This is a genomic window from Streptomyces sp. E2N166 (assembly GCF_003671715.1).
GTDB classification, from domain to species: domain Bacteria; phylum Actinomycetota; class Actinomycetes; order Streptomycetales; family Streptomycetaceae; genus Streptomyces; species Streptomyces thinghirensis.
Genome location: NZ_RAIF01000031.1, coordinates 794,000 through 816,576, shown reverse-complemented (window position 1 = coordinate 816,576; position 22,577 = coordinate 794,000). Strand labels below are relative to the sequence as shown.

The following is a 22,577-nucleotide window of genomic DNA, read 5'->3' as shown; positions in this document are numbered from 1 at the left end:
TGGCGGGGACGAACTTCGCGCTGTGGGCGGGCGGGGCGGAGGCGGTGGAGCTGTGCCTGTTCGACGAGCGGGGCCCCGGGGGCGGGGAGCGCCGGGTGCGGCTGACCGAGCTGACGCACGAGATCTGGCACGGCTTCGTGCCGGGCGTGGGCCCGGGGCAGCGCTACGGCTTCCGGGTGCACGGCCGCTGGGACCCGTGGACCGGCGCCCGCTGGAACCCGGCGAAGCTGCTGCTCGACCCGTACGCGCGCGCGGTGGACGGTGACTTCGTGCTGCCCGCCGAGGTGTACGGGCACGTCCGCGACTGGCCCCAGCAGCATGTGGCGGACACCGTGCGCGACGACCGCGACTCGGCGCCGTACGTCCCCAAGGGCGTCGTCGTCCACGACGGCGGCCCCGACGACGAGTGGACGTACGACCGGCGGCCGAAGACGCCGTGGGCGGACTCGGTCATCTACGAACTGCACGTGCGCGGCTTCACCAAGCTGCACCCCGGCATCCCCGAGGAGCTGCGCGGCACCTACGCGGGGCTGGCGCATCCTGCGGCGATCGAGCACCTGACGCGGCTGGGCGTGACGGCGGTGGAGCTGCTGCCGGTGCACCAGTTCGCGCACGAGAGCCATCTCCTCGACCGCGGCCTGAAGAACTACTGGGGCTACAACTCGATCGGCTACTTCGCCCCCCACGCGGCCTACGCGGCCTCCGGCACCACCGGTCAGCAGGTCGGCGAGTTCAAGCGGATGGTGCGCGCGCTGCACGAGGCGGGCATCGAGGTGATCCTCGACGTGGTCTACAACCACACGGCGGAGGCGGGCGAGCTGGGCCCGATGCTGTCCCTCAAGGGCATCGACAACCGCGGCTACTACCGCCTCCAGCCGGACGCCCGCCGATACGCCGACTACACCGGCTGCGGCAACACCCTGCACGTCGTCCAGCCGCACGTCCTGCGCCTGATCACCGACTCGCTGCGCTACTGGGTGACGGAGATGGGCGTGGACGGCTTCCGGTTCGACCTGGCGGCGGCGCTGGCCCGCTCGATGCACGACGTCGACATGCTCTCCCCGTTCCTCGCGGTGATCGCGCAGGACCCGGTGCTGCGGCGGGTGAAGCTGATCGCCGAGCCGTGGGACGTGGGCTCCGGCGGCTACCAGGTGGGCGCGTTCCCGCCCCTGTGGACCGAGTGGAACGACCGCTACCGCAACGCCGTGCGGGACTTCTGGCGGCACGCGCTGCCGGACGTCCGGGAGATGGGCTACCGCCTGTCGGGCTCCAGCGACCTGTACGCGTGGGGCGGGCGGCGGCCGTACGCGTCGGTCAACTTCGTCACCGCCCACGACGGCTTCACGCTCCGGGACATGGTGTCGTACGAGCGCAAGCACAACGAGGCCAACGGCGAGGGCAACCGCGACGGCACCGACGACAACCGGTCCTGGAACTGCGGCGCGGAGGGGGAGACGGACGACGAGGACGTAAGGGCGCTCCGGCGCCGCCAGCTCCGCAACCTGCTGACCACGCTGCTGCTGTCGACCGGCGTGCCGATGCTGGTCGCCGGCGACGAGCTGGGCCGGACCCAGGGCGGCAGCAACAACGCCTACTGCCAGGACAACGAGATCAGCTGGGTCGACTGGAGCCTGCTGGACGACCCGGAGTGGCGGCCCCTGTTCGAGCTGACCTCCCGGCTGATCGCGCTGCGCCACCGGCACCCGGTGCTGCGCCGCCGGGCGTTCTTCTCCGGCCGGGCGCACTCCGCGGACGGCCTGCGCGACCTGGCCTGGTTCACCGCCCGGGGCACCGAGATGACGGAGCGGGACTGGTACGCGCCCGCCGCCACCCTCGGCATGTACCTCTCCGGACGGGACATCCCGGGCCGCGACGAGCGCGGCGGCCCGATCGTCGACGACAGTTTCCTGGCCGTCCTGCACGCGGGCGACCGGCCGGTCTCCTTCGTACTGCCGGGGCCGCCCTGGGCGGAGCGGTACGAGGTGGTCGTCGACACCGGCCGGGAGCGGCAGACGGAGGCACCGGGCGGGACGCATCCGGCGGGGACGGAGATCACGGTGCCGGCGCGGGCGGTGCTGCTGCTGAAGGTGGGGTGAGTCGCCGCCCCCGCCTCCGTCCCCGTCCGCGTCCCCGGATGACGACGGCGGGGGCCGGTTCAGCCGAGGATGCCCCGGTCGTAGCCCACCGCCACCGCCGCCGCGCGGTCGTTGACGCCGAGTTTGGCGTAGAGGTGGGTGAGGTGGGTCTTCACGGTCGCCTCGCTGATGAACAGTTCACGGGCGATCTCCTTGTTGGAGGTGCCCCGCGCGACCAGGGCGAGGACCTCGCGCTCGCGGGCGGAGAGGGGTTCGCCGCCCGGCGCCCTCGGGGTGCGGACCGCGGAGACCAGGCGGGTGGCGACGGCCGGGGAGAGGACGGTCCGGCCCTGGGCCGCCGCACGGACCGCGGTGAACAGCTCGTCGCGGGGCGCGTCCTTGAGGAGGTAGCCGGTCGCGCCCGCCTCGATCGCGGGCAGGGTGTCGGAGTCGGTGTCGTACGTGGTGAGGACGAGGACCTTGGCTCGGGCACCGCGCCGGGCCAGTTCGCGGATGGCGTCCACGCCCGGGCCGCCCGGCATCCGCAGGTCCATGAGGACGACGTCCGGGTCGAGTGCGAAGGCCCGCTCCAGCGCCTCGACGCCGTTGGCGGCCTCGCCGAGGACGCGGAAGCCGGGCGCGGACTGGAACATGCCGCGCAGGCCGTCGCGCACGACGGGATGGTCGTCGACGATGAGGAGGGAGATCACGGCGTCATCGGTCATGGCGGACCAACGGTACGCGAGCCGAGACGGCCGTTCCCTGCCCGGGCTCCGCCTCGACGGTGAGCGCGCCGGCGATGCGCTCGGCGCGGGTCCGCATGCCGTTCAGGCCGAAGCCGCCGGCGGGGGTGCGGTGCCGCGCCGCGCGGCAGTCGAAGCCCGTGCCGTCGTCGCGGACGTCGAGGGTGACCTCGTCGCCCATGTAGGAGAGGGTGACGCCGACCCGGCCCGCGGCGGCGTGCCGGGCGGTGTTGGACAGGGCCTCCTGGGCGATGCGCAGGAGAGTGGCGGCCACCTCGTCGTGGAGCGGCTCGGCGGTGCCGGTGACGGTGAACCCCGCCGGTATCCCCGTACGTTCGCCCCACTCCGTCACCGTCTTCTTCAGCGCGTCCGGCAGTCCGTCGTCGGCCAGGGCGACCGGGGAGAGGTTGTGCACGGAGCGGCGGGCCTCGCCGAGGCTGTGCCGGGCCAGGGCGATGGCCCGGTCCGTGTGCTCGCGCCCGAGGACCGGGTCCGGGGTGACCGTCACGACCTGGAGCTGGGCGATGATGCCGGTCAGGCCCTGGGCCAGGGTGTCGTGGATCTCCGCGGCCAGCCGCCGGCGCTCGTCGGCGACCCCGGCCTCCCTGGCCTGGACGAGGAGTTGGGCGTGCAGGGCGGCGTTCTCGTCGAGGGCCTGCTGCAGGGCGGTGTTGGTGCGCTCCAGTTCGGCGATGGTCTCCAGCCGGGCCCGGCCGCGGGCCTCCTCCAGGTCGGCGAAGTGGCCGAAGAGGAGGACCAGCATGGCGTTGGCCACGAGGATGGCGCCGAAGAGCACCCACTCCAGCCGTCCGCTCGGCGGCAGCCCGCCCGACTGGGAGCCCGCCAGGGTCACGGCGGTGGCGAACAGGCCGGCCTTGCACAGCCCTCGTGGCAGCAGGCGCTCGACGCTGAAGTAGCCGATGACGGCGTAGAAGGCGAACAGCGGGTTCGCCCAGGTGAGCGCGAACCCGACCGCCCAGCGGATCGCGTAGTGCCAGGCACCCGCGGTGGACGGCCCGGGACGGGTGCGGGCCATCCTGGCCCAGCACAGGTGCAGGACGACGGCCACGCCGATCAGGGCGCCGCACGCCCAGCGCTCGGCCGTGGACATGCCGAGCGCGTCGGCGGTCGACCAGGCGATCAGGGTGCTCAGGAGCAACAGGCAGTACGGGCCCCAGCGTTCGAACAACGCCCATCGGTCGTCGAGCGCCGTCGTCTCCGTCATGGCGTCATTGTCCGCCACGCCCGCTCCCCCGCTCCTCGTGCTCACTCCCAGCGGAACCAGCGCGCGGCCGCCACCGTCAGCAGCACCGTCCAGACCGCCAGGACACCGAGGTGGGTCCAGCCCGGCCAGTCGCCGGCCGCGGCGTCGTTCAGGGCCTGCGCGGCGGCACCGAACGGGGTCCAGCCGACGACGTCGCCCAGTACGTCCGGCATGGCCTCCACCGGCAGCCACACACCCGCGCAGAACATCGCGGGGAAGAGCGCGGTCGACCCGATCGCGGTGGCGATCTTGGTCGTGCGGGCCAGGGCGGAGAGCAGGGCCCCCAGGGCGAGGGAGGCGAACAGGGCGAGCAGCAGTGCCAGGAGGTAGCCGAGCGGCTGCCGCGGCAGCGTCACGCCGAAGGCGAGCCGGCCGACCGCGAGGGCGGCCAGGGCCGAGAGCAGCGCGCCGGCGCCGAGCACCAGCATCTGCGCGGTCAGCAGGGCGGCGGGACGGACCGGCGTGGTCGACATCCGGCGCAGGATGCCGTTCTCCCGGTAGCCGGCGATCGTCGGCGGCATGCCCTGGAGCCCGCCGACGATCAGCCCGAGAAGTACGGCCACCGGCACGTAGGCGTCGACCGGCCGCAGACCGCCGAGGCTCGGGTCGGCCTCGCGGAAGGACGGGATGGAGCCCAAGATGGCCAGGAGCAGGGTGGGGAAGAGCATGATCCAGAAGACGCCGCCCGGCTCGCGCCCGAAGAGGCGGATCTCCGTCTTCAGTACGGCGGTGTTGAGGACGTCGGTGGTCATGCCGTGGCCTCCGTGAGGTCCAGGAAGGCGTCGTCCAGCGTGGCATCGGTGACGCGCAGCTGGTGGGCGGTGACGCGGGTGCGGGCGAGGAGCGTGATGACGGCGTTGACCGTCTCGTCGGTGCCGGACAGGGTGACGCGGCCGTCCTTGCGCTGGACCGAGGCGAGCCCCGGCAGCGCGTTCAGGTCGTCGTCGTCCAGCGGCGCCGACGGAGTGAAGCTGATGACGGTGGCGCCCGCCGACCGGCGGATCAGCCCGGCCGGGGTGTCCAGGGCCGCGACCCGCCCCTTGTCGATCACGGCGATCCGGTCGCAGAGGCGCTGCGCCTCCTCCATGAAGTGCGTGACCAGCAGGACGGTGACGCCGCCCGCGCGGACGTCCTCGATGAGCTGCCAGGTCTCGCGCCGGGCGCGCGGGTCGAGGCCGGTGGTCAGCTCGTCCAGCACCACGATCCGCGGGTCGCCGATCAGGGCGAGCGCGATGGACAGGCGCTGCTTCTGGCCGCCGGAGAGCTTGCCGAACCGGGAGTTCAGCTTCGGGGTGAGGCCGAGGCGTTCGGCGAGCGGACGCCAGTCGGCCGGCTCCGGGTAGAAGCCGGCGTACAGCTCCAGTGCCTCGCGGACGGTGAGCTTGGGCTGGAGTTCGCTCTGCTGGAGCTGGGCGCCGAGTACGCGGGTGACCTGCTTGTGGTCTGCGACGGGGTCGAGGCCGGTGACACGGACGCGGCCCGCGTCGGGGACGCGCAGGCCTTCGACGCACTCGACGGTGGTGGTCTTGCCGGCGCCGTTCGGGCCGAGGACGCCGAAGATCTCGCCCTCCTCGACGGCGAACGACACCCCGTCGACGGCGGGCCGGCCGCCGTAGGACTTGCGCAGTTCGGTGACTTCGATGACGGGCATGGCACCAGCGTCCCGGGGTGCGCGGGTCCGGCACATCGGCCGTCCCGCTCGAAGGCGCATCAGCCGATCGGCCGATGCCCCCGTACGACCCCGGTGAGCTCGAAAACTCGGTGGGCAGTGTCAGTGGTGAACCGTAGGCTCGCCGCTGATGTCCACTACACCCGCCTTGGCCAAGGCCTCCACCGAGGAACGGTCCACCGTGCGCGCCCTGCTGCGGCTGTGGCCCTATGTCCGGCCCGTGCGGGCGCGGTTGGCGACCGCCGCGTGTGTGGCGATCGTCGCCTCCTGCGTGGGGCTGGTGATCCCGCTCGTCCTGAAGTGGATGGTGGACGGGCCGGTCGCCGACCGTGATCCGGCCGGCGTGTGGCTCGGGGCGCTGTATCTGCTCCTCCTCGGGCTGGTGGAGGCGCTGCTGTTCGGGCTGCGGCGGTGGCTGGTGGCCCGGCCGCTGGCGGGTGTCGAGGCGGGGATGCGGGCGGATCTGTACCGGCATCTGCAACGGCTGCCGGTGGCCTTCCACGACCGGTGGGCTTCGGGGCAGTTGCTGTCGCGCGGGACGACGGACCTGATGCTGCTGCGCATGTTCCTCGCCTTCCCGCTGACGTTCCTGCTGGTCAACGGCGTGACGATCCTTGTCGGCGTGGGCATCATGCTGGTGCAGGACTGGACGCTGGGGCTGGTGATCCTCGGGCCCGCCATCCCCGTGATGATCACCTGCGCGGTCTTCGAGAAGAAGTACTCCGCGGTGGCGCGGCGTGCGCAGGACCAGGTCGGGGATCTGACGACCGTCGTCGAGGAGAGCGTCCTCGGTATCCGGATCATCAAGGGCTTCGGCCGGCACCGCAGCCAGGCACGGGCCTTCCACGAGCTGTCGCACACGTTGCGGGGGACCGAGCTGCGCAAGGCGCGGCTGCTGGCCGCCATCTGGGCGGTCATCGTGGCGCTGCCGGAGGTGGCGATCGGGGCGGCGCTGGTGGTGGGCACGGTGCAGGTGGCGGACGGGTCACTGTCGGCGGGGACGCTGGTGGCGTTCCTGTCCACGGCGCTGGCCCTGCGGTGGCCCGTCGAGTCGATCGGCTTCCTGCTGGCGATGAGCCAGGAGGCGGCGACGGCGACGGACCGGTACTTCGAGGTGATGGACGCGGAGGTGGAGGAACCGGGGGGCCCGGATGAGCCGGCGGCCGTGTCGGGAGGTGGGCCGCGCGGCCCGGCGGTGCGGGGTGCCGCTGCGCCCACCCGTGCCGCCCCAGCCGCACGACTGCCCGCGGCCGCGGCAGGCGGAGGCCTGCGGTTCGAGGGCGTTCGCTTCCGGTACCCCGACGCGCCCCCCGACTCCCCGCCCCTGCTCGACCGGGTCGACCTGCACATCCGCCCCGGCGAGTCCATGGCCCTGGTCGGGGCCACCGGCAGTGGCAAGACCACGCTGACCGCGCTCGTCCCCCGACTGCACGAGGTGACCGCCGGACGGATCACGCTGGACGGCGAGGACATCGCCGCCCTCCCCCGCGAGGAGCTGCGTTCCATGGTCGCCGTGGCCTTCGAGGAACCCACGCTGTTCTCGGCGACAGTCGGCGAGAACGTGCTGATGGGGGCCGGTGGGGACGCCGGCGAGGAGGAGCTGGGCCGGGCGCTCGCCGTCGCGCAGGCCGACTTCGCCCACGCCCTGCCCCAGGGCACCGGCACCCAGGTCGGCGAGCAGGGCCTCAGCCTCTCCGGCGGCCAGCGGCAGCGCCTCGCGCTCGCCCGGGCGGTGGTCGGCACGCCGAGGTTCCTGGTCCTGGACGACCCGCTGTCCGCGCTGGACGTGCACACGGAGGCCGCCGTGGAGGCCGCCCTGCGGCAGGTCCTCGCGGACACCACCGCCCTGATCGTGGCGCACCGCCCGTCCACGGTGCTGCTCGCCGACCGGGTGGCGCTGCTCTCGGGCGGCCGCATCTCCGCCGTCGGCACCCACCAGCAACTGCTGCGCACCAGCGCCGAGTACGCCCATCTGATGTCCGGGCCAGCCGCGCACGAGGGTCCCGAGGGGTCCCGGGAAGGGGACGGCCGATGACCGCGCCCACGGCCACCGCGCCGGAGAGGGAACAGCCCGAGGGCGAGCCGGCGCCCGAGAAGCCGGCCCTCGCGGCCGACGACCTCTTCGACCGGGACGTCCTGCCCAGTCCGCCGGGCGCGACCGCCGTGCTGCTGCGTTCCCTGCTGGCGCCCATGAGGGCCCGCGTCGCCCTCACCACCTTCCTCCTGCTGCTCCAGCAGGCGGCGGTGCAGGCGGGCCCGCTGCTGGTGGCGTACGCCATCGACCGCGCCGTCCCGGCGCTCCGGGACGACGACCACGGTCCGCTGGTCGCGGTGGGCGCCGGCTACCTGCTCTGCTCGCTGGCCGCGGGCGCGCTCCAGTACGCGTTCGTCGCCGCCGCGGCCCGCGTCAGCCAGGACGTGCTGCTGGACCTGCGGGGCCGGATCTTTGGGCACGCGCAGGCGCTGAGCGTCGACTTCCACGAGCGCTACACCTCGGGCCGGCTCATCTCCCGCTCGACCACGGACGTGGAGTCGCTGCGCGAACTGCTCGACGAGGGTCTGCAGGAGCTGGTGACGGTCGTCCTGTCCTTCGTCTACATCGCGGCGCTGCTGCTCTGGCTGGACCTCGGCCTGGGCGCGGTCGCGGTGGCGTCGTTCGTGCCGCTGTACGGGCTGATGCGGATGTACCAGCGGCGCGCGGGACGGGTGTACCGGCAGCGGTCCACGGCGATCGCGGCGGTGATCGTGAAGTTCGTGGAGACGATGAACGGCATCCGGCCGGTGCGCGCCTTCCGCCGCGAGGACGCCAACGACGCCGACTTCGCCGTACTGAACCGGCGCCACGAGCGGACCAACGGCGACGCGCTCCTGGAGATGGCCCGCTACGTCGTCGGTTCCCGGCTGGTCGCCAACACGGCCGTCGCGGGGATCGTGCTGTGGGGCGCCTACCGCGTCGCGGACGGCACGCTGGCCCTCGGCGTGCTGGCGGCGGCGGTGCTGTACCTGCGCCGGCTGTACGACCCGATCGACCGGCTCGGCATGTTCCTCAACTCCTACCAGTCGGCGGCGGCCTCGCTGGAGAAGATCGCCGGGCTCCTGGCCCAGACGCCGTCCGTGCCCGAGCCGGCCGCGCCGAAGGAACTGCCTGCGCCGGCGTCGGAGCACCCCGGGCGCGAGGTCGTCTTCGACGGGGTCCGCTTCGGCTACCGCACCGGCGGCGAGGTGCTGCCCCGCTTCGACCTGACGATCCCGGCCGGGCAGACGGTCGCCGTCGTGGGCTCGACCGGTGCGGGCAAGTCGACGCTGGCCAAGCTGCTCGCCCGGTTCTACGACCCCTCCGACGGCCGGGTGCTGCTGGACGGCACGGACCTGCGCGACCTCGCCGTGCCCGAACTGCGGCGCGGGGTGGTGATGGTGACGCAGGAGGCGTTCCTGTTCTCCGGCACGGTCGCCGAGAACATCGCCATCGGCCGCCCGGAGGCCACCCGGGAGGAGATCGAGGGAGCCGCGAAGGCGATCGGCGCCCACGACTTCATCGCCGCGCTGCCCGACGGCTACGACACCGACGTCCGCAAGCGGGGCGGCCGTATCTCCGCCGGGCAGCGGCAACTCGTGGCGTTCGCCCGGGCGTTGCTCGCCGATCCGGCGGTGCTGATCCTGGACGAGGCGACCAGCTCGCTGGACATCCCCGGTGAGCGGGCTGTGCAGCGGGCGATGACGACGGTCCTGAAGGGCCGTACGGCGGTCGTGATCGCGCACCGGCTGTCGACCGTGGAGATCGCCGACCGGGTGCTGGTGATGGAGCACGGAGGGATCGTGGAGGACGGCACGCCGACTGAACTGACCGCCGGGACGGGCAGGTTCGCGGACCTGCACCGTGCCTGGCGGGACAGTCTGGCGTGAGGGCGGGACGTCGGGGGAGCCGTACGGAGAACTGGCGGGGGAACCATCGATGATCGACGCGTACGAGGAGCCCGGCACGCCCGACCGCCGGGGCGGCTGGCGCTACTTGTGGTGGCTGGTCCGGCGGCAGTGGCCGCGGTGTCTGGCGGGGGCCGTGTTCGCCAGTGTGTGGATGGTGCTGCTGGCGGCGACGCCGTATCTGATGGCCCGGGCGATCGACCACGGGCTGGAGCGGGGCGACCTGGGCGCGCTGGCGGCCTGGACGGGCGCGCTGGTCGCCGTCGGGGCGTTCAACGCCTGGCTGGGCATCATGCGGCACCGCACGATGACGCGGGTGCGGATGGACGCCAACTTCCGCACGGTCAAGGTGGTCGTCGGGCACGCCACACGGCTCGGTGCGGCGCTGCGCCGGCAGGTGGGGGCCGGGGAGGTCGTCACCATCGGGGTCGGTGACGTGCAGACCATCAGCACGTCCCTGACGGCCGTGGGGCCGGGCGTCGGCGCGGTCGTCGCCTACGCGGCCGTCGGCGGGCTGATGCTGTCGGTGTCGACCGGGCTCGCCCTGGTGGTGCTGCTCGGGGTGCCGCTGCTCGGCGTGCTGCTGGGGCCGCTCATGGGCCGGTTGCAGGGCAGGGAGACCGAGTACCGGGAGCGGCAGTCGGTGCTGACCGCGCGGATCGGCGACCTCGCGGGCGGGCTGCGGGTGCTGAACGGGCTGGGTGGCAAGGGCCTGGTCTCGGACGCGTTCCGCCGGGATTCGGGGCGGCTGCGCGAGCAGGGCTACCGGGTCGGGGCGGTGACCAGCTGGATCCAGGCCCTGGGGGTGGGCCTGCCGATGCTGTTCCTGGCGGTGGTGACCTGGCTGGGTGCCCGGCTGGCCGCGCAGGGGCGGATCAGCGTGGGCGAACTGGTGGCGGTGTACGGCTATGTCGTGGCGCTGGGGTGGCCGGTGGCGTTCCTCATCGAGATGGCCCACCAGCTCAGCCGGGGTGTGGTGGCCGCCCGCCGCGTCGTCGACTTCCTGCGGCTGGAGCCCGAGGCGGACGACGGTACCCGCGCCGCCCCGGCGGAGCCCTCGGTCCTGTACGACCCGGCCTCCGGAGTCCGGGTACCGCCGGGCCGGCTGACCGCGCTGGCCGGGTCCCGGCCCGCCGACGCCGCCACCGTGATCGACCGCCTCGGCCGGTACGCGCCGTCGGACGCGACGTGGGGCGGGGTGCCACTGGCCGAGGTGCCGCTCGCCCAGGTGCGGGACCGCATCCTGGTCGCGGAGGCGGAGGCCGACCTCTTCGCCGGCACCCTGAGCGATGTGATCGGCGCTGCCGAAACGCCCGCGAGGGGCGATGCCGATGTGCGGCTCCGCCGTGTGGGCGCGACCGGCCGCAACGCACCCGCGGACGCCCGACGCACTGCCGGGGCATCCTCGCGGGCGCAGCTGAACGCCCTCCACGCGGCTGCCGCCGACGACATCGTCCGAGGCCTCCCCGACGGCCTGGACACCCCGGTCGCCGCCCAGGGCCGCACTCTCTCCGGCGGCCAGCGCCAGCGCGTCCGGCTGGCCCGGGCCCTGCTGGCCGATCCCGAGGTCCTGCTCGCCGTCGAGCCGACCTCCGCGCTCGACGCCCACACCGAGGCCACGGTGGCGGACCGGCTGCGGGACGCCCGCAAGGGCCGTACGACCGTGGTGGCCGGCACCTCCCCGCTGGTGCTGGACCGGGCCGACGTCGTGCACTACCTCGTCGACGGCAAGGTCATGGCCACCGGCGGCCACCGTGAACTGCTGGCCGCCGAGCCGGGATACCGGGCACTTGTCGCGCGGGACGCCGAAGAAGCCGAAGAAGCCGAAGAAGAGGAGCCGGCCCGATGACGACACCGGGACGGCTCCCCGTCGCCGAGCGCGCCGACGTCCGTCGGTCGGTGGCCCGACTGGTCCGCGCCGACCGACGGGCCTTCGCCCTGGTCCTCGGCCTGAACGCGCTGGCCGCCCTGGCCGGGCTCGCGGGCCCGTGGCTGCTGGGCCGGATCGTCGACGAGGTGCGGGCCGGGAGCGGCGTCGGCGCCGTGGACCGGATGGCGCTCGCCATCCTGCTGTGCTCGCTGGCGCAGCTGCTGCTGGCCCGCTGGGCGCGCTACGTGGGGCACCGTTTCGGGGAACGGACGCTCGCCCGGGTGCGGGAGCGTTTCGTGGACCGGGCGCTGGCCCTGCCGGCGTCCGTGGTCGAGCGGGCGGGCACCGGGGACCTGACGACCCGCGGCACCGCCGACGTGACCACGGTCGGCACGACCCTGCGCGACGCCGGACCCGAGCTGCTGATCAACGCCGTGCAGGCGCTGTTCCTCACCGGCGCGGTGTTCGTGCTCGACCCGCTGCTCGGCGCGGTCGGGGTGCTGGGGCTGACGCCGGTCTGGTTCGCGCTGCGCTGGTATCTGCGCCGGGCGCGGGCCGGTTATCTCGCCGAGGGCGCGGCCACCTCGGACGTCGCCGAGAGCCTCGCCGCCACGGTGGCCGGCGCCCGCACGGTCGAGGCGTTCGGGCTGACCGGCCGGCGCGTCGCGACGAACCGGGAGGCGCTGGAGGTCTCGCGGCGCACCCGGTTCCACACGCTGTACCTGCGCAGCGTGTTCTTCCCGGCGGTGGAGATCTCGTACGTCGTCCCCGTGGCGGGCGTGCTGCTGCTCGGCGGTGTCCTGCACGCGCGCGGGTCGGTGAGCCTGGGGGCGGTGGTGGCCTGCGCCGTGTACCTCCAGCAGCTGGCCGGGCCGCTCGACGAGGTGCTGATGCGGATCGAGCAGCTCCAGGCGGGCGGCGCCTCGTTCTCCCGCGTGGAGGGGCTGGCGCGCGCTCCGCAGGTGACGGCGGGCGACGCGCCGGTCCCGGCGGACGACCGTATCGACGTGGCCGGGGTGCGCTACGCCTACGACCGGGGCGGCGAGGTGCTGCGCGGGGTGGACCTGACCGTGCGGCCGGGTGAACGGCTGGCGGTCGTCGGACCGTCCGGTGCCGGCAAGACCACGCTGAGCCGGTTGCTGGCGGGCGTCGACGCGCCGACCGAGGGCTCGGTGACGGTGGGCGGGGTGCCCGTGGTCGGCCTCGGACCGGATCGGCTGCGCCGCCAGGTCGTGCTGGTCACCCAGGAGCACCACGTCTTCCTCGGCACGGTCCGCGACAATCTCCTCATCGCCGAACCGGGCGCCGCCGACGAGGAGTTGTGGTCCGCGCTCGCCGCCGTGGGCGCCGAGGAGTGGGTGCGGGCCCTGCCCGACGGCCTGGGCACCGAGGTGGGCACGGGCGGTCACCGGGCGGACGGGTCGCAGGCCCAGCAACTCGCCCTGGCCCGGGTGGTGCTGGCCGACCCGCACACGTTGATCCTGGACGAGGCGACGGCCCTGCTGGACCCGACGACGGCCCGGCACACCGAGCGCGCCCTGGCCGCCGTACTGGAGGGCCGTACGGTCATCGCCATCGCGCACCGTCTGCACACCGCGCACGACGCCGACCGGGTGGCCGTGATGGAGGACGGCCGGCTGACCGAACTCGGCCCGCACGACGAGCTGGTGGCGGCCGGCGGGGCGTACGCGGCGCTGTGGGGGTCCTGGCACGGGGAGCCGACGCCCGCGCCGTCGCCCGGACCGACTACTGACTGATCGGGCAGTCAGTACCACGCGAAAGCATCCCTTCCGTATATCGAACATGAACGCCCGGACAACGAACGATTTCCGGCCAACTTTCTGACGCGCTCCTGACAGAAGGCGCGTTCTCCTGCCACTCTTCCCACGGCCGCTCCACAGCGCCCCCACAGCTTTCCCACCAGCGCTGCGCGGCGGTCAGCTCCTAGCACGTGGTTTCTGCGTACCGAACCAGTACCGCCCGGCCGGCCCACCCGCCGGCCGGTCTCCCCTGGCCGCGCGACCCGCGGCCACGCAGAAGGAGTCAGTGTTGAGCAGCAGCACTCCCCACAGACGCACCTCCCACACCGCGTCCCGCACCACCCACCGCCGCGCCGCCGCCGTCGCCCTGGCCGGTGTCGCCGCGCTGATCGCCACGGCGGTCCAGTCCGGCGCCGCCACCGCGGCTCCCCGGCAGGCCCCCGTTCCGGGCGCCGAGTCCGTCAAGCTCACTCCGGCCCAGCGCGCCGAACTCATCCGTGACGCCGACGCCGCCAAGGCGCACACGGCCGGCGAACTCGGCCTGGGCGCCAAGGAGAAGCTGGTCGTCCGCGACGTGGTCAAGGACCGCGACGGCACCGAGCACACGCGCTACGAGCGCACCTACGACGGACTGCCCGTCCTCGGCGGCGACCTGGTCGTCACCACCGACGCCGGGAAGACCGAGCGGGTCGTGAAGGCCACGCCGAAGGCGATCAAGCCGGCCACCGTGACGCCGAAGATATCCGCCGGCAAGGCCGAGCAGCAGGCCGTGTCCGCCGCGAAGGCCGCCGGCGCCGAGCGGCCCGAGGCCGACCGCGCCCCGCGCAAGGTGATCTGGGCGGCGAACGGCACACCGGTCCTGGCGTACGAGACGGTCGTGGGCGGCCTCCAGGAGGACGGCACCCCGAACGAGCTGCACGTGGTCACCGACGCGGCCACCGGCGCCAAGCTCTACGAGTACCAGGCGATCCACAACGGCACCGGCAACACCATGTACAGCGGCACGGTGACGCTGGGCACCGCGCGGTCCGGGTCGTCGTACACGCTGACCGACAGCGCGCGCGGCAACCACAAGACGTACAACCTCAACCGGGGCACCTCCGGCACCGGCACGCTCTTCTCCGGCACCGACGACGTGTGGGGCAACGGCAGCCCGTCCAACGCGGAGACCGCCGCCGCCGACGCCCACTACGGGGCGGCGCTGACCTGGGACTACTACAAGAACGTCCAGGGCCGGTCCGGTATCCGCGGCGACGGTGTGGGCGCCTACTCCCGGGTCCACTACGGCAACAACTACGTCAACGCCTTCTGGTCGGACGGCTGCTTCTGCATGACGTACGGCGACGGCTCCGGCAACGCCAACCCGCTGACGTCCATCGACGTGGCCGCGCACGAGATGACGCACGGCGTCACCTCCAACACCGCGGGCCTGATCTACAGCGGCGAGTCCGGCGGGCTGAACGAGGCCACCTCGGACATCTTCGGTGCGGCCGTCGAGTTCCACGCCAACAACTCCGAGGACGTCGGTGACTACCTCATCGGCGAGGAGATCGACATCAACGGCGACGGCACCCCGCTGCGCTACATGGACAAGCCGAGCAAGGACGGCGCCTCCAAGGACTCGTGGTACTCGGGGATCGGCAGCATCGACGTCCACTACTCGTCCGGCCCGGCCAACCACTTCTTCTACCTGCTGAGCGAGGGCAGCGGCACCAAGACCATCAACGGTGTCACCTACGACTCGCCCACCTCGGACGGCCTCCCGGTCGCCGGCATCGGCCGCGAGAAGGCGGCGAAGATCTGGTTCCGCGCGCTGACCACGAAGTTCACGTCGACCACCAACTACGCGGCGGCGCGCACCGGCACCCTCGCGGCCACCGGTGAGCTGTACGGCACCGACAGCACCGAGTACAAGGCGGTGCAGGACGCCTGGGCGGGCATCAACGTCGGCGCCCGCTCGGGCGGCGGCGGGGGCGGCGGCACGTCCTTCGAGAACGCCGCCGACGTGGCCATCCCGGACAACGGCGCGGCGGTCACCTCGTCGGTCGCCGTGACGGGGCGGGCCGGCAACGCGCCGGCCAACCTCCAGGCCGCGGTGGACATCAAGCACACCTGGCGCGGTGACCTGGTGGTCGACCTGCTGGCCCCGGACGGGACCGCGTACCGCCTGAAGAACTCCAGTTCCTCCGACTCGGCGAACGACGTCAACCAGACGTACACGGTGAACGCCTCCTCGGAGACCGCCAACGGCACCTGGAAGCTGCGCGTCCAGGACGTGGCCTCCCGGGACACCGGGTACATCGACTCCTTCAAGCTCACCTTCCCGTAGCCCCCGCGCGGGGCTCCACGGTCAGGGCGCCGTCCCGGTGGTTCGACTCCCCGGGACGGCGCCCTCCCCATGGCCTGCCGGCGGCACCCGGAACGCCAGGTTCCAGGGTGTCGCCCTACTCTTGGTCCCCATGTCCTTCACGTACGACGACGTCGGCGCCACCCGCGAGCAGGGCCACTGCCCGCCCGGCTTCCGCCCCATGCACGTACGCACGCGCCTCGGGGAGGGTGAGCCGGTGTTCCAGCGTGCGGTCGAGGCCGTGCTCACCTGGGAGATGCACCGCGAGGTGGGTGTCGGCATCGACGCGAGCGCGGAGCGTGCCGCGCCCGGCGTCGACGTCACCGTCACCCTCGCCGGGATGATCAAGGCGCCGTGCCGGGTGGTCTGGACCCTGGACGAGCCCCGCCGGGCCGGCTGGGCCTACGGCACCCTGCCCGGCCACCCCGAGTCCGGCGAGGAGGCCTTCGTGGTGGACCGGACGGGCGACGGCACGGTCTGGCTGACCGTGACCGCCTTCAGCCGCCCCGCCAAGTGGTACGCCAAGGCCGGCGGACCGGCGGCCCGCGCCTTCCAGCACGCCTACGCCCGCCGCTGCGGCACCGTCCTGCGCCGGCTGAGCGGCGGCGACGAGGAGGACTGACCCGCGCTTCACGGCCGGTCCCACGTCGACTTCCGGACGGTGTCAGCTCATCCTCCGGACGGTCTCACCTCATCAGCAGCCCCGCCGCCTCCGCCAGCTCGTCCGACGGGACCGCGACCAGTCCCGCCTCCGCGCCGGACGCCAGCAGCCGGTGCGCGGGCAGGATGCGGACCGTGTAGCCGAAGGGCCCGGTGCGGTCCAGGGCGAGCGGGCCCTCGTACAGCCAGCGGCCCTCCAGGTCGGGGCCGCCCACCGGTTTCAGCGGCACGGTCGCCGCGTCGGTGATCCGGTCCTCGGAGTCGACCCGGCCGGAGACCGCCTGCACCTCCACGTCGTCCGGGGCGAGGTCGCCGAGGTCGACCCGGACCCGCAGCCCGAGCGTCGAGCCCAGCTCCGCCGTGGCGCTCGCGGCGGACGTCTCCACGTGGTCGACGCTCACCCCGGGCCAGGCCGCCCGCACCCGGGCCTTCCACTCGGCCAGCGAACGGGCGGAGTCCGGGTCCATCGCGCGGTGTGCCTCGGCCGCGGGGGCGTAGAGCCGCTCGACGTACTCGCGGACCATGCGGCCGGCCAGCACCTTCGGCCCGAGCAGGCTCAGGGTCCTGCGGACCATCTCGATCCACCGGTCGGGCAGCCCGCTCGCGCCGCGCTCGTAGAAGCGGGGGGTGATCCGCTGCTCCAGCAGGTCGTAGAGGGCGGCGGCCTCTATGGCGTCGCGCCGGTCCGGGTCGGTGCCCGCGCCGTCGGCGGTGGGGATCGCCCAGCCGAAGTCGGGCTGGTACCACTCGTCCCACCAGCCGTCCAGCACCGACAGGTTGAGGCAGCCGTTGAGCGCCGCCTTCATGCCGGACGTGCCGCACGCCTCCAGGGGGCGAAGGGGGTTGTTCAGCCAGATGTCGCAGCCCGGGTAGAGCTTCTGCGCCATCGCCATGCCGTAGTCGGGCAGGAACACGAGGCGGTGCCGCACCCGCGGGTCGTCCGCGAACCGCACCAGCTCCTGCACCAGCCGCTTGCCGCCCTCGTCCGCCGGGTGCGCCTTGCCGGCGACGACGATCTGGATAGGCCGCTCCGAGTGCAGCAGGAGGTCCATCAGCCGGTCGCGGTCGCGCAGCATCAGCGTCAGCCGCTTGTACGACGGGACGCGCCGCGCGAACCCGATGGTGAGCACGTCCGGGTCGAGGACGTCGTCGATCCAGCCCAGCTCGGCGGTGCCGGCGCCGCGCTGCCGCCAGGAGGCGCGCAGCCGCTCCCGCACCTCCTCGACGAGCTGCTCGCGCAGGGTGCGGCGCAGCTCCCAGATGTCCTGGTCGGCGATGTCGGCGACCGAGTCCCAGCGGTCCGAGCCGCCGACGGTCAGCGCGTCCTCGGCCCGCTGGACGCCGATCTGCCGGGCCCCGAGCCGGAACACCTCGGGGGCGACCCAGGTCGGGGCGTGCACGCCGTTGGTGACGGAGGTGATCGGCACCTCCTCGGCGTCGAAGCCGGGCCAGAGTCCGGAGAACATCTCCCGGCTGACCCCGCCGTGCAGCAGGGAGACGCCGTTGGCGCGCTGGGCCAGGCGCAGGCCCATCACGGCCATGTTGAACAGGTTGGGCTCGCCGCCGGGGTAGGTCTCCATGCCGAGCCGCAGGACGCGCTCGACGTCGATGCGCGGGAGTTCGGAGTCGGGGCCGAAGTGGCGGGCGACCAGCTCGCGGTCGAAGCGGTCGATGCCGGCCGGGACGGGGGTGTGGGTGGTGAAGACGGTGCCGGCCCGGACCGCCTCCAGTGCGGCACCGAACTCCAGCCCCCTCTCGCACAGTTCGGAGATGCGCTCCAGGCCCAGGAAGCCCGCGTGGCCCTCGTTGGTGTGGAACACCTCCGGCGCGGCGTGGCCGGTGAGCCGGCAGTACGTCCGTACCGCCCGGACACCTCCTATACCGAGCAGCATCTCCTGGAGGAGCCGGTGTTCGCTGCCGCCGCCGTAGAGCCGGTCGGTGACGCCGCGTTCGCCGAGGTCGTTCTCCTCGACGTCCGAGTCGAGCAGCAGCAGCGGCACCCGGCCGACCTGGGCCAGCCAGACACGGGCGCGCAGTTCCCGGCCGCCGGGCAGCGCGAGGGCGACGTGGGCGGGGGTGCCGTCGGTCTCCTTGAGGAGGGCGAGGGGCAGCTCGTGGGGGTCGAGGACGGGGTAGTGCTCCTGCTGCCAGCCGTCCCGGGAGAGGGACTGCCGGAAGTAGCCGTGCCGGTAGAGCAGGCCGACGCCGATGAGCGGCACGCCCAGGTCACTGGCCGCCTTCAGGTGGTCGCCGGCGAGGATGCCGAGGCCGCCGGAGTACTGGGGCAGGGCGGCGGTGATGCCGAACTCGGGTGAGAAGTAGGCGACGGCGGCGGGGAGTCGGTCGGACTGGGCCTGGTACCAGCGGTCGCCGGTCATGTAGTGGTCGAGGTCGTCGGCCACCGCGGTCAGCCGGCGCAGGAAGCGCCGGTCCTCCGCCAGCTCCGCGAGGCGCGCGGGCGGGACGGTGCCGAGCAGCCGTACCGGGTCGCGGCCGGAGGCGGCCCAGCACCCGGGGTCGACGGACTGGAAGAGGTCGCGGGTCTCCGGATGCCAGGACCAGCGCAGATTCCGGGCCAGATCACTGAGCGGCCGGAGGGGGTCGGGGAGAACGGGACGGACGGTAAGTCGACGAATCGCCTTCACCCCGACGACGTTACCGGCGTGATGTGTCCCTCGCTGGGGCCTTCGCCCTCAGACCTCCGATTCGGCCTGAACGGCGTCCTCCTCGATCGCCGGACGGGCTAATAACCACCGGCGTGTCGATCTCCGGGCGGGGAAGGTGTCCGGTCAGGTCGTCGCGAGTGTCGACATACGCATGAGTAAGTAACAAAGTGCCGGATTGCCCACCCGAAGAGTGTGGGAAGGCTCCTGCGGTACACCCCACACGCACCCCCGCAGGACCCACCTCCCCAGAGTCATCCGCCCACCCTCGTTGACGCGGACAGGAGCGGTCATGCCCGCCACGCACCACTCGTCAGCACCCCCCGCGGCGCCGCCGGAGGCGCCGTCCGGGGCACCCCCCGCGGACGGCACCACCGTCGTCGGACGCATCCCCGTCCTGGACGTCCGCCCGGCGGTCCGGCAGGGGCGCAGGCCCGCCAAGGCCGTCACCGGCGAGTCCTTCGAGATATCGGCCACCGTGTTCCGCGAGGGGCACGACGCGGTCGCCGCCAACGTCGTCCTCAGAGATCCGCGGGGCCGGCCGGGTCCGTGGACGCCGATGCGGGAGCTGGCCCCGGGCACCGACCGCTGGGGCGCCACCGTCAGCGCCGGTGAGCCGGGACTCTGGTCGTACACCGTGGAGGCGTGGGGCGATCCGGTGGCCACCTGGCGGCACCACGCGCGGATCAAGATCCCGGCGGGGATGGACACCGGCCTGGTCCTGGAGGAGGGCGCCCGGCTGTACGAGCGCGCCGCCGCCGACGTGCCCCGGGGCGAGGACCGACGGGAACTGCTCGCCGCCGTGGACGCGCTGCGGGACGAGACCCGGGCGGCCGCGTCGCGGCTGGCGGCGGCGTTGACACCGGAGGTGGACGCGGTACTGGCCCGGCATCCGCTGCGGGAGCTGGTCACCACCTCCGACCCGCTGCCCCTGCTCGTGGAGCGCGAACGCGCCCTGTACGGCGCCTGGTACGAGTTCTTCCCCCGCTCCGAGGGCACCCCCGAGCAGCCCCACGGCACCTTCCGCACCGCCGCCCGCAGACTGCCCGCCATCGCCGCGATGGGCTTCGACGTCGTCTACCTCCCGCCCGTCCACCCCATCGGCACCACCCACCGCAAGGGCCGCAACAACACCCTCTCCGCCACCCCCGACGACGTCGGCGTCCCCTGGGCCATCGGCTCCCCCGAGGGCGGCCACGACACCATCCACCCCCAGCTCGGCACGATCGACGACTTCGACCACTTCGTCGCCGAAGCCGCCCGCCAGGGCCTGGAGGTCGCCCTCGACTTCGCCCTCCAGTGCTCCCCCGACCACCCCTGGGTCCACAAACACCCCGACTGGTTCCACCACCGCCCCGACGGCACCATCGCCCACGCCGAGAACCCGCCCAAGAAGTACCAGGACATCTACCCCGTCGCCTTCGACGCCGACCTCGACGGACTCGTCGCCGAGACGGTCCGCGTGCTGCGCCACTGGATGGACCACGGGGTGCGGATCTTCCGCGTCGACAACCCCCACACCAAACCCGTCGTCTTCTGGGAACGCGTGATCGGCGACATCAACCGCGCCGACCCCGACGTGATCTTCCTGGCGGAGGCCTTCACCCGCCCCGCGATGATGCACACCCTGGCCCAGATCGGCTTCCAGCAGTCCTACACCTACTTCACCTGGCGCAACACCAAGCAGGAACTGACCGAGTACCTCACCGAACTCTCGGGGGACGCCGCCTCCTACATGCGGCCCAACTTCTTCGCCAACACCCCCGACATCCTGCACGCCTACCTCCAGCACGGCGGCCGCCCCGCCTTCGAGGTCCGCGCCGTCCTCGCCGCCACCCTCTCCCCCGCCTGGGGCATCTACAGCGGCTACGAACTCTGCGAGAACACCCCCCTGCGCGAAGGCAGCGAGGAATACCTCGACAGCGAGAAATACCAGCTCAAACCACGCGACTGGGCCACCGCCGCCCGCGAGGGCACCACCATCGCCCCCCTCATCACCCAGCTCAACACCATCCGGCGGGAGAGCCCGGCCCTCCGCCAACTGCGCGATCTGCACTTCCATCCCACGGACAAGGAGGAGGTGATCGCCTACTCGAAGCGGCAGGGGTCGAACACGGTTCTGGTGGTCGTGAACCTCGACCCCCACCACACCCAGGAGGCGACGGTCTCGTTGGACATGCCGCAACTCGGCCTGGACTGGCACGAGTCGGTGCCGGTGCGCGACGAGCTGACCGGCGAGACCTACCACTGGGGCAGGGCCAACTATGTGCGCCTGGAGCCGGGCGTCACGCCCGCGCACGTCTGCACGGTTCTGCGACCGTCCCACCCGCAGATCGGAGGGTCACCCACCACATGATCTTCAACGAGCCCGTGCCGGACACCTTCGAGGACACACCCGCCAAGGACCGGGACCCGGACTGGTTCAAACGAGCCGTCTTCTACGAGGTCCTCGTCCGTTCCTTCCAGGACAGCAACGGCGACGGCGTGGGCGACCTCAAGGGCCTCACCGCCAAGCTGGACTACCTGCAATGGCTGGGCGTGGACTGCCTCTGGCTCCCGCCCTTCTTCAAGTCACCGCTGCGCGACGGCGGATACGACGTCTCCGACTACACCGCCGTCCTGCCCGAGTTCGGCGACCTGGCCGACTTCGTCGAGTTCGCGGACGCCGCCCACCAGCGCGGCATGCGCGTGATCATCGACTTCGTCATGAACCACACCAGCGATCAGCACCCGTGGTTCCAGGAGTCCCGCAAGAACCCCGACGGCCCGTACGGCGACTACTACGTCTGGGCGGACGACGACAAGCAGTTCCAGGACGCGCGGATCATCTTCGTCGACACCGAGGCGTCGAACTGGACCTACGACCCGGTGCGCAAGCAGTACTACTGGCACCGTTTCTTCTCCCACCAGCCCGACCTGAACTACGAGAACCCGGCCGTGCAGGAGGAGATGATCTCCGCCCTGAAGTTCTGGCTGGACCTGGGCATCGACGGGTTCCGGCTGGACGCGGTGCCGTACCTCTACCAGGAGGAGGGCACCAACTGCGAGAACCTCCCGGCCACGCACGCCTTCCTGAAGCGGGTGCGGAAGGAGATCGACGCGCAGTATCCGGACACGGTGGTGCTGGCGGAGGCCAACCAGTGGCCGGAGGACGTCGTCGACTACTTCGGCGACTACGCCGCCGGCGGCGACGAGTGCCACATGGCGTTCCACTTCCCGGTCATGCCCCGGATCTTCATGGCCGTACGCCGCGAGTCCCGCTACCCCGTCTCCGAGATCCTCGCCAAGACCCCGGCCATCCCGTCCGGCTGCCAGTGGGGCATCTTCCTGCGCAACCACGACGAGCTGACCCTCGAAATGGTCACCGACGAGGAACGCGACTACATGTACGCGGAGTACGCCAAGGACCCGCGGATGCGCGCCAACATCGGCATCCGCCGCCGGCTCGCCCCGCTCCTCGACAACGACCGCAACCAGATCGAGCTGTTCACGGCCCTGCTGCTCTCCCTGCCCGGCTCGCCGATCCTGTACTACGGCGACGAGATCGGCATGGGCGACAACATCTGGCTCGGCGACCGCGACGCGGTCCGCACGCCGATGCAGTG

General features: G+C 72.8%; 13 protein-coding genes and 1 pseudogene. 9 read left to right on the top strand and 5 right to left on the bottom strand.

From position 1 onward, the window contains the following. On the top strand, positions 1 to 2,096 hold a 2,096-nt coding region (glgX, locus tag EBH09_RS25770), incomplete at its 5' end, for a glycogen debranching protein GlgX (protein ID WP_121749280.1). A 59-nt stretch (positions 2,097 to 2,155) separates the two neighbouring features. On the opposite strand, the gene EBH09_RS25765 is transcribed toward glgX, so the two are convergent. From EBH09_RS25765 to EBH09_RS25750, 4 genes are read right to left on the bottom strand one after another with little or no spacing between them, the layout of a single operon-like run. Beyond that, on the bottom strand, positions 2,156 to 2,800 hold the full coding sequence (locus EBH09_RS25765) for a response regulator transcription factor (RefSeq protein ID WP_121749279.1): 645 nt from the start codon (positions 2,798 to 2,800) through the stop codon (positions 2,156 to 2,158). Beyond that, complete coding sequence (locus EBH09_RS25760) at positions 2,790 to 4,043, bottom strand: sensor histidine kinase (RefSeq protein ID WP_121749555.1); 1,254 nt, start codon at positions 4,041 to 4,043, stop codon at positions 2,790 to 2,792. Before EBH09_RS25760 ends, EBH09_RS25765 begins: the two co-directional genes overlap by 11 nt. A gap of 41 nt (positions 4,044 to 4,084) precedes the next feature. After that, complete coding sequence (locus EBH09_RS25755) at positions 4,085 to 4,834, bottom strand: ABC transporter permease (protein ID WP_121749278.1); 750 nt, start codon at positions 4,832 to 4,834, stop codon at positions 4,085 to 4,087. Continuing rightward, complete coding sequence (locus tag EBH09_RS25750; protein ID WP_193776533.1) at positions 4,831 to 5,733, bottom strand: ABC transporter ATP-binding protein; 903 nt, start codon at positions 5,731 to 5,733, stop codon at positions 4,831 to 4,833. Before EBH09_RS25750 ends, EBH09_RS25755 begins: the two co-directional genes overlap by 4 nt. Before the next feature lie 148 nt (positions 5,734 to 5,881). Here EBH09_RS25750 and EBH09_RS25745 point away from each other — a divergent pair, with 148 nt between their 5' ends. From EBH09_RS25745 to EBH09_RS25720, 6 genes are all read left to right on the top strand, one after another. Next, positions 5,882 to 7,786 carry an ABC transporter ATP-binding protein gene (locus tag EBH09_RS25745; protein WP_121749276.1) on the top strand — a complete coding sequence of 635 codons (1,905 nt, stop codon included), beginning with the start codon at positions 5,882 to 5,884 and terminating at the stop codon, positions 7,784 to 7,786. Continuing rightward, complete coding sequence (locus EBH09_RS25740) at positions 7,783 to 9,654, top strand: ABC transporter ATP-binding protein (protein WP_121749275.1); 1,872 nt, start codon at positions 7,783 to 7,785, stop codon at positions 9,652 to 9,654. Before EBH09_RS25745 ends, EBH09_RS25740 begins: the two co-directional genes overlap by 4 nt. A gap of 49 nt (positions 9,655 to 9,703) precedes the next feature. Continuing rightward, a complete protein-coding gene (locus EBH09_RS25735) occupies positions 9,704 to 11,521 on the top strand; it encodes an ABC transporter ATP-binding protein (RefSeq protein ID WP_121749274.1) in 1,818 nt (605 codons plus the stop codon). Next, positions 11,518 to 13,299, top strand: coding sequence for an ABC transporter ATP-binding protein (locus tag EBH09_RS25730; protein ID WP_121749273.1), 1,782 nt, complete (start codon positions 11,518 to 11,520; stop codon positions 13,297 to 13,299). The genes EBH09_RS25735 and EBH09_RS25730 overlap by 4 nt, the downstream gene beginning before the upstream one ends. 292 nt (positions 13,300 to 13,591) lie before the next feature. Beyond that, entirely contained in the window at positions 13,592 to 15,631 is a 2,040-nt protein-coding gene (locus tag EBH09_RS25725; RefSeq protein ID WP_193776532.1) for a M4 family metallopeptidase, read from the top strand. A 130-nt stretch (positions 15,632 to 15,761) separates the two neighbouring features. Further along, positions 15,762 to 16,271, top strand: a complete 510-nt coding sequence (locus EBH09_RS25720; RefSeq protein WP_121749271.1) for a DUF1990 domain-containing protein — start codon at positions 15,762 to 15,764, stop codon at positions 16,269 to 16,271. A 64-nt stretch (positions 16,272 to 16,335) separates the two neighbouring features. Here the strand turns inward: EBH09_RS25720 and EBH09_RS25715 are convergent, their stop codons facing one another. Continuing rightward, positions 16,336 to 18,954 (bottom strand): glycosyltransferase family 1 protein, encoded by a 2,619-nt coding sequence (locus EBH09_RS25715; protein ID WP_121749270.1) that lies wholly within the window; start codon positions 18,952 to 18,954, stop codon positions 16,336 to 16,338. 310 nt (positions 18,955 to 19,264) lie between these two features. Here EBH09_RS25715 and EBH09_RS25710 point away from each other — a divergent pair, with 310 nt between their 5' ends. Together EBH09_RS25710 and treS are read left to right on the top strand one after the other, a co-directional pair. Beyond that, on the top strand, positions 19,265 to 21,328 hold the full coding sequence (locus EBH09_RS25710) for an alpha-1,4-glucan--maltose-1-phosphate maltosyltransferase (RefSeq protein WP_193776531.1): 2,064 nt from the start codon (positions 19,265 to 19,267) through the stop codon (positions 21,326 to 21,328). After that, positions 21,325 to 22,577: pseudogene (treS, locus tag EBH09_RS25705) on the top strand (maltose alpha-D-glucosyltransferase); the annotation flags it as partial. The gene EBH09_RS25710 and the pseudogene treS, both read left to right, overlap by 4 nt.

Excerpts from the sequence above, each read along its gene's own strand:
- EBH09_RS25760 (WP_121749555.1), bottom strand. The coding sequence starts at position 4,043 with ATGACGGAGACGACGGCGCTCGACGACCGATGGGCGTTGTTCGAACGC.
- EBH09_RS25740 (WP_121749275.1), top strand. The coding sequence starts at position 7,783 with ATGACCGCGCCCACGGCCACCGCGCCGGAGAGGGAACAGCCCGAGGGC.
- EBH09_RS25745 (WP_121749276.1), top strand. The coding sequence starts at position 5,882 with ATGTCCACTACACCCGCCTTGGCCAAGGCCTCCACCGAGGAACGGTCC.
- EBH09_RS25710 (WP_193776531.1), top strand. The coding sequence starts at position 19,265 with ATGCCCGCCACGCACCACTCGTCAGCACCCCCCGCGGCGCCGCCGGAG.
- EBH09_RS25755 (WP_121749278.1), bottom strand. The coding sequence starts at position 4,834 with ATGACCACCGACGTCCTCAACACCGCCGTACTGAAGACGGAGATCCGC.
- EBH09_RS25750 (WP_193776533.1), bottom strand. The coding sequence starts at position 5,733 with ATGCCCGTCATCGAAGTCACCGAACTGCGCAAGTCCTACGGCGGCCGG.
- EBH09_RS25735 (WP_121749274.1), top strand. The coding sequence starts at position 9,704 with ATGATCGACGCGTACGAGGAGCCCGGCACGCCCGACCGCCGGGGCGGC.
- EBH09_RS25720 (WP_121749271.1), top strand. The coding sequence starts at position 15,762 with ATGTCCTTCACGTACGACGACGTCGGCGCCACCCGCGAGCAGGGCCAC.
- EBH09_RS25730 (WP_121749273.1), top strand. The coding sequence starts at position 11,518 with ATGACGACACCGGGACGGCTCCCCGTCGCCGAGCGCGCCGACGTCCGT.
- EBH09_RS25765 (WP_121749279.1), bottom strand. The coding sequence starts at position 2,800 with ATGACCGATGACGCCGTGATCTCCCTCCTCATCGTCGACGACCATCCC.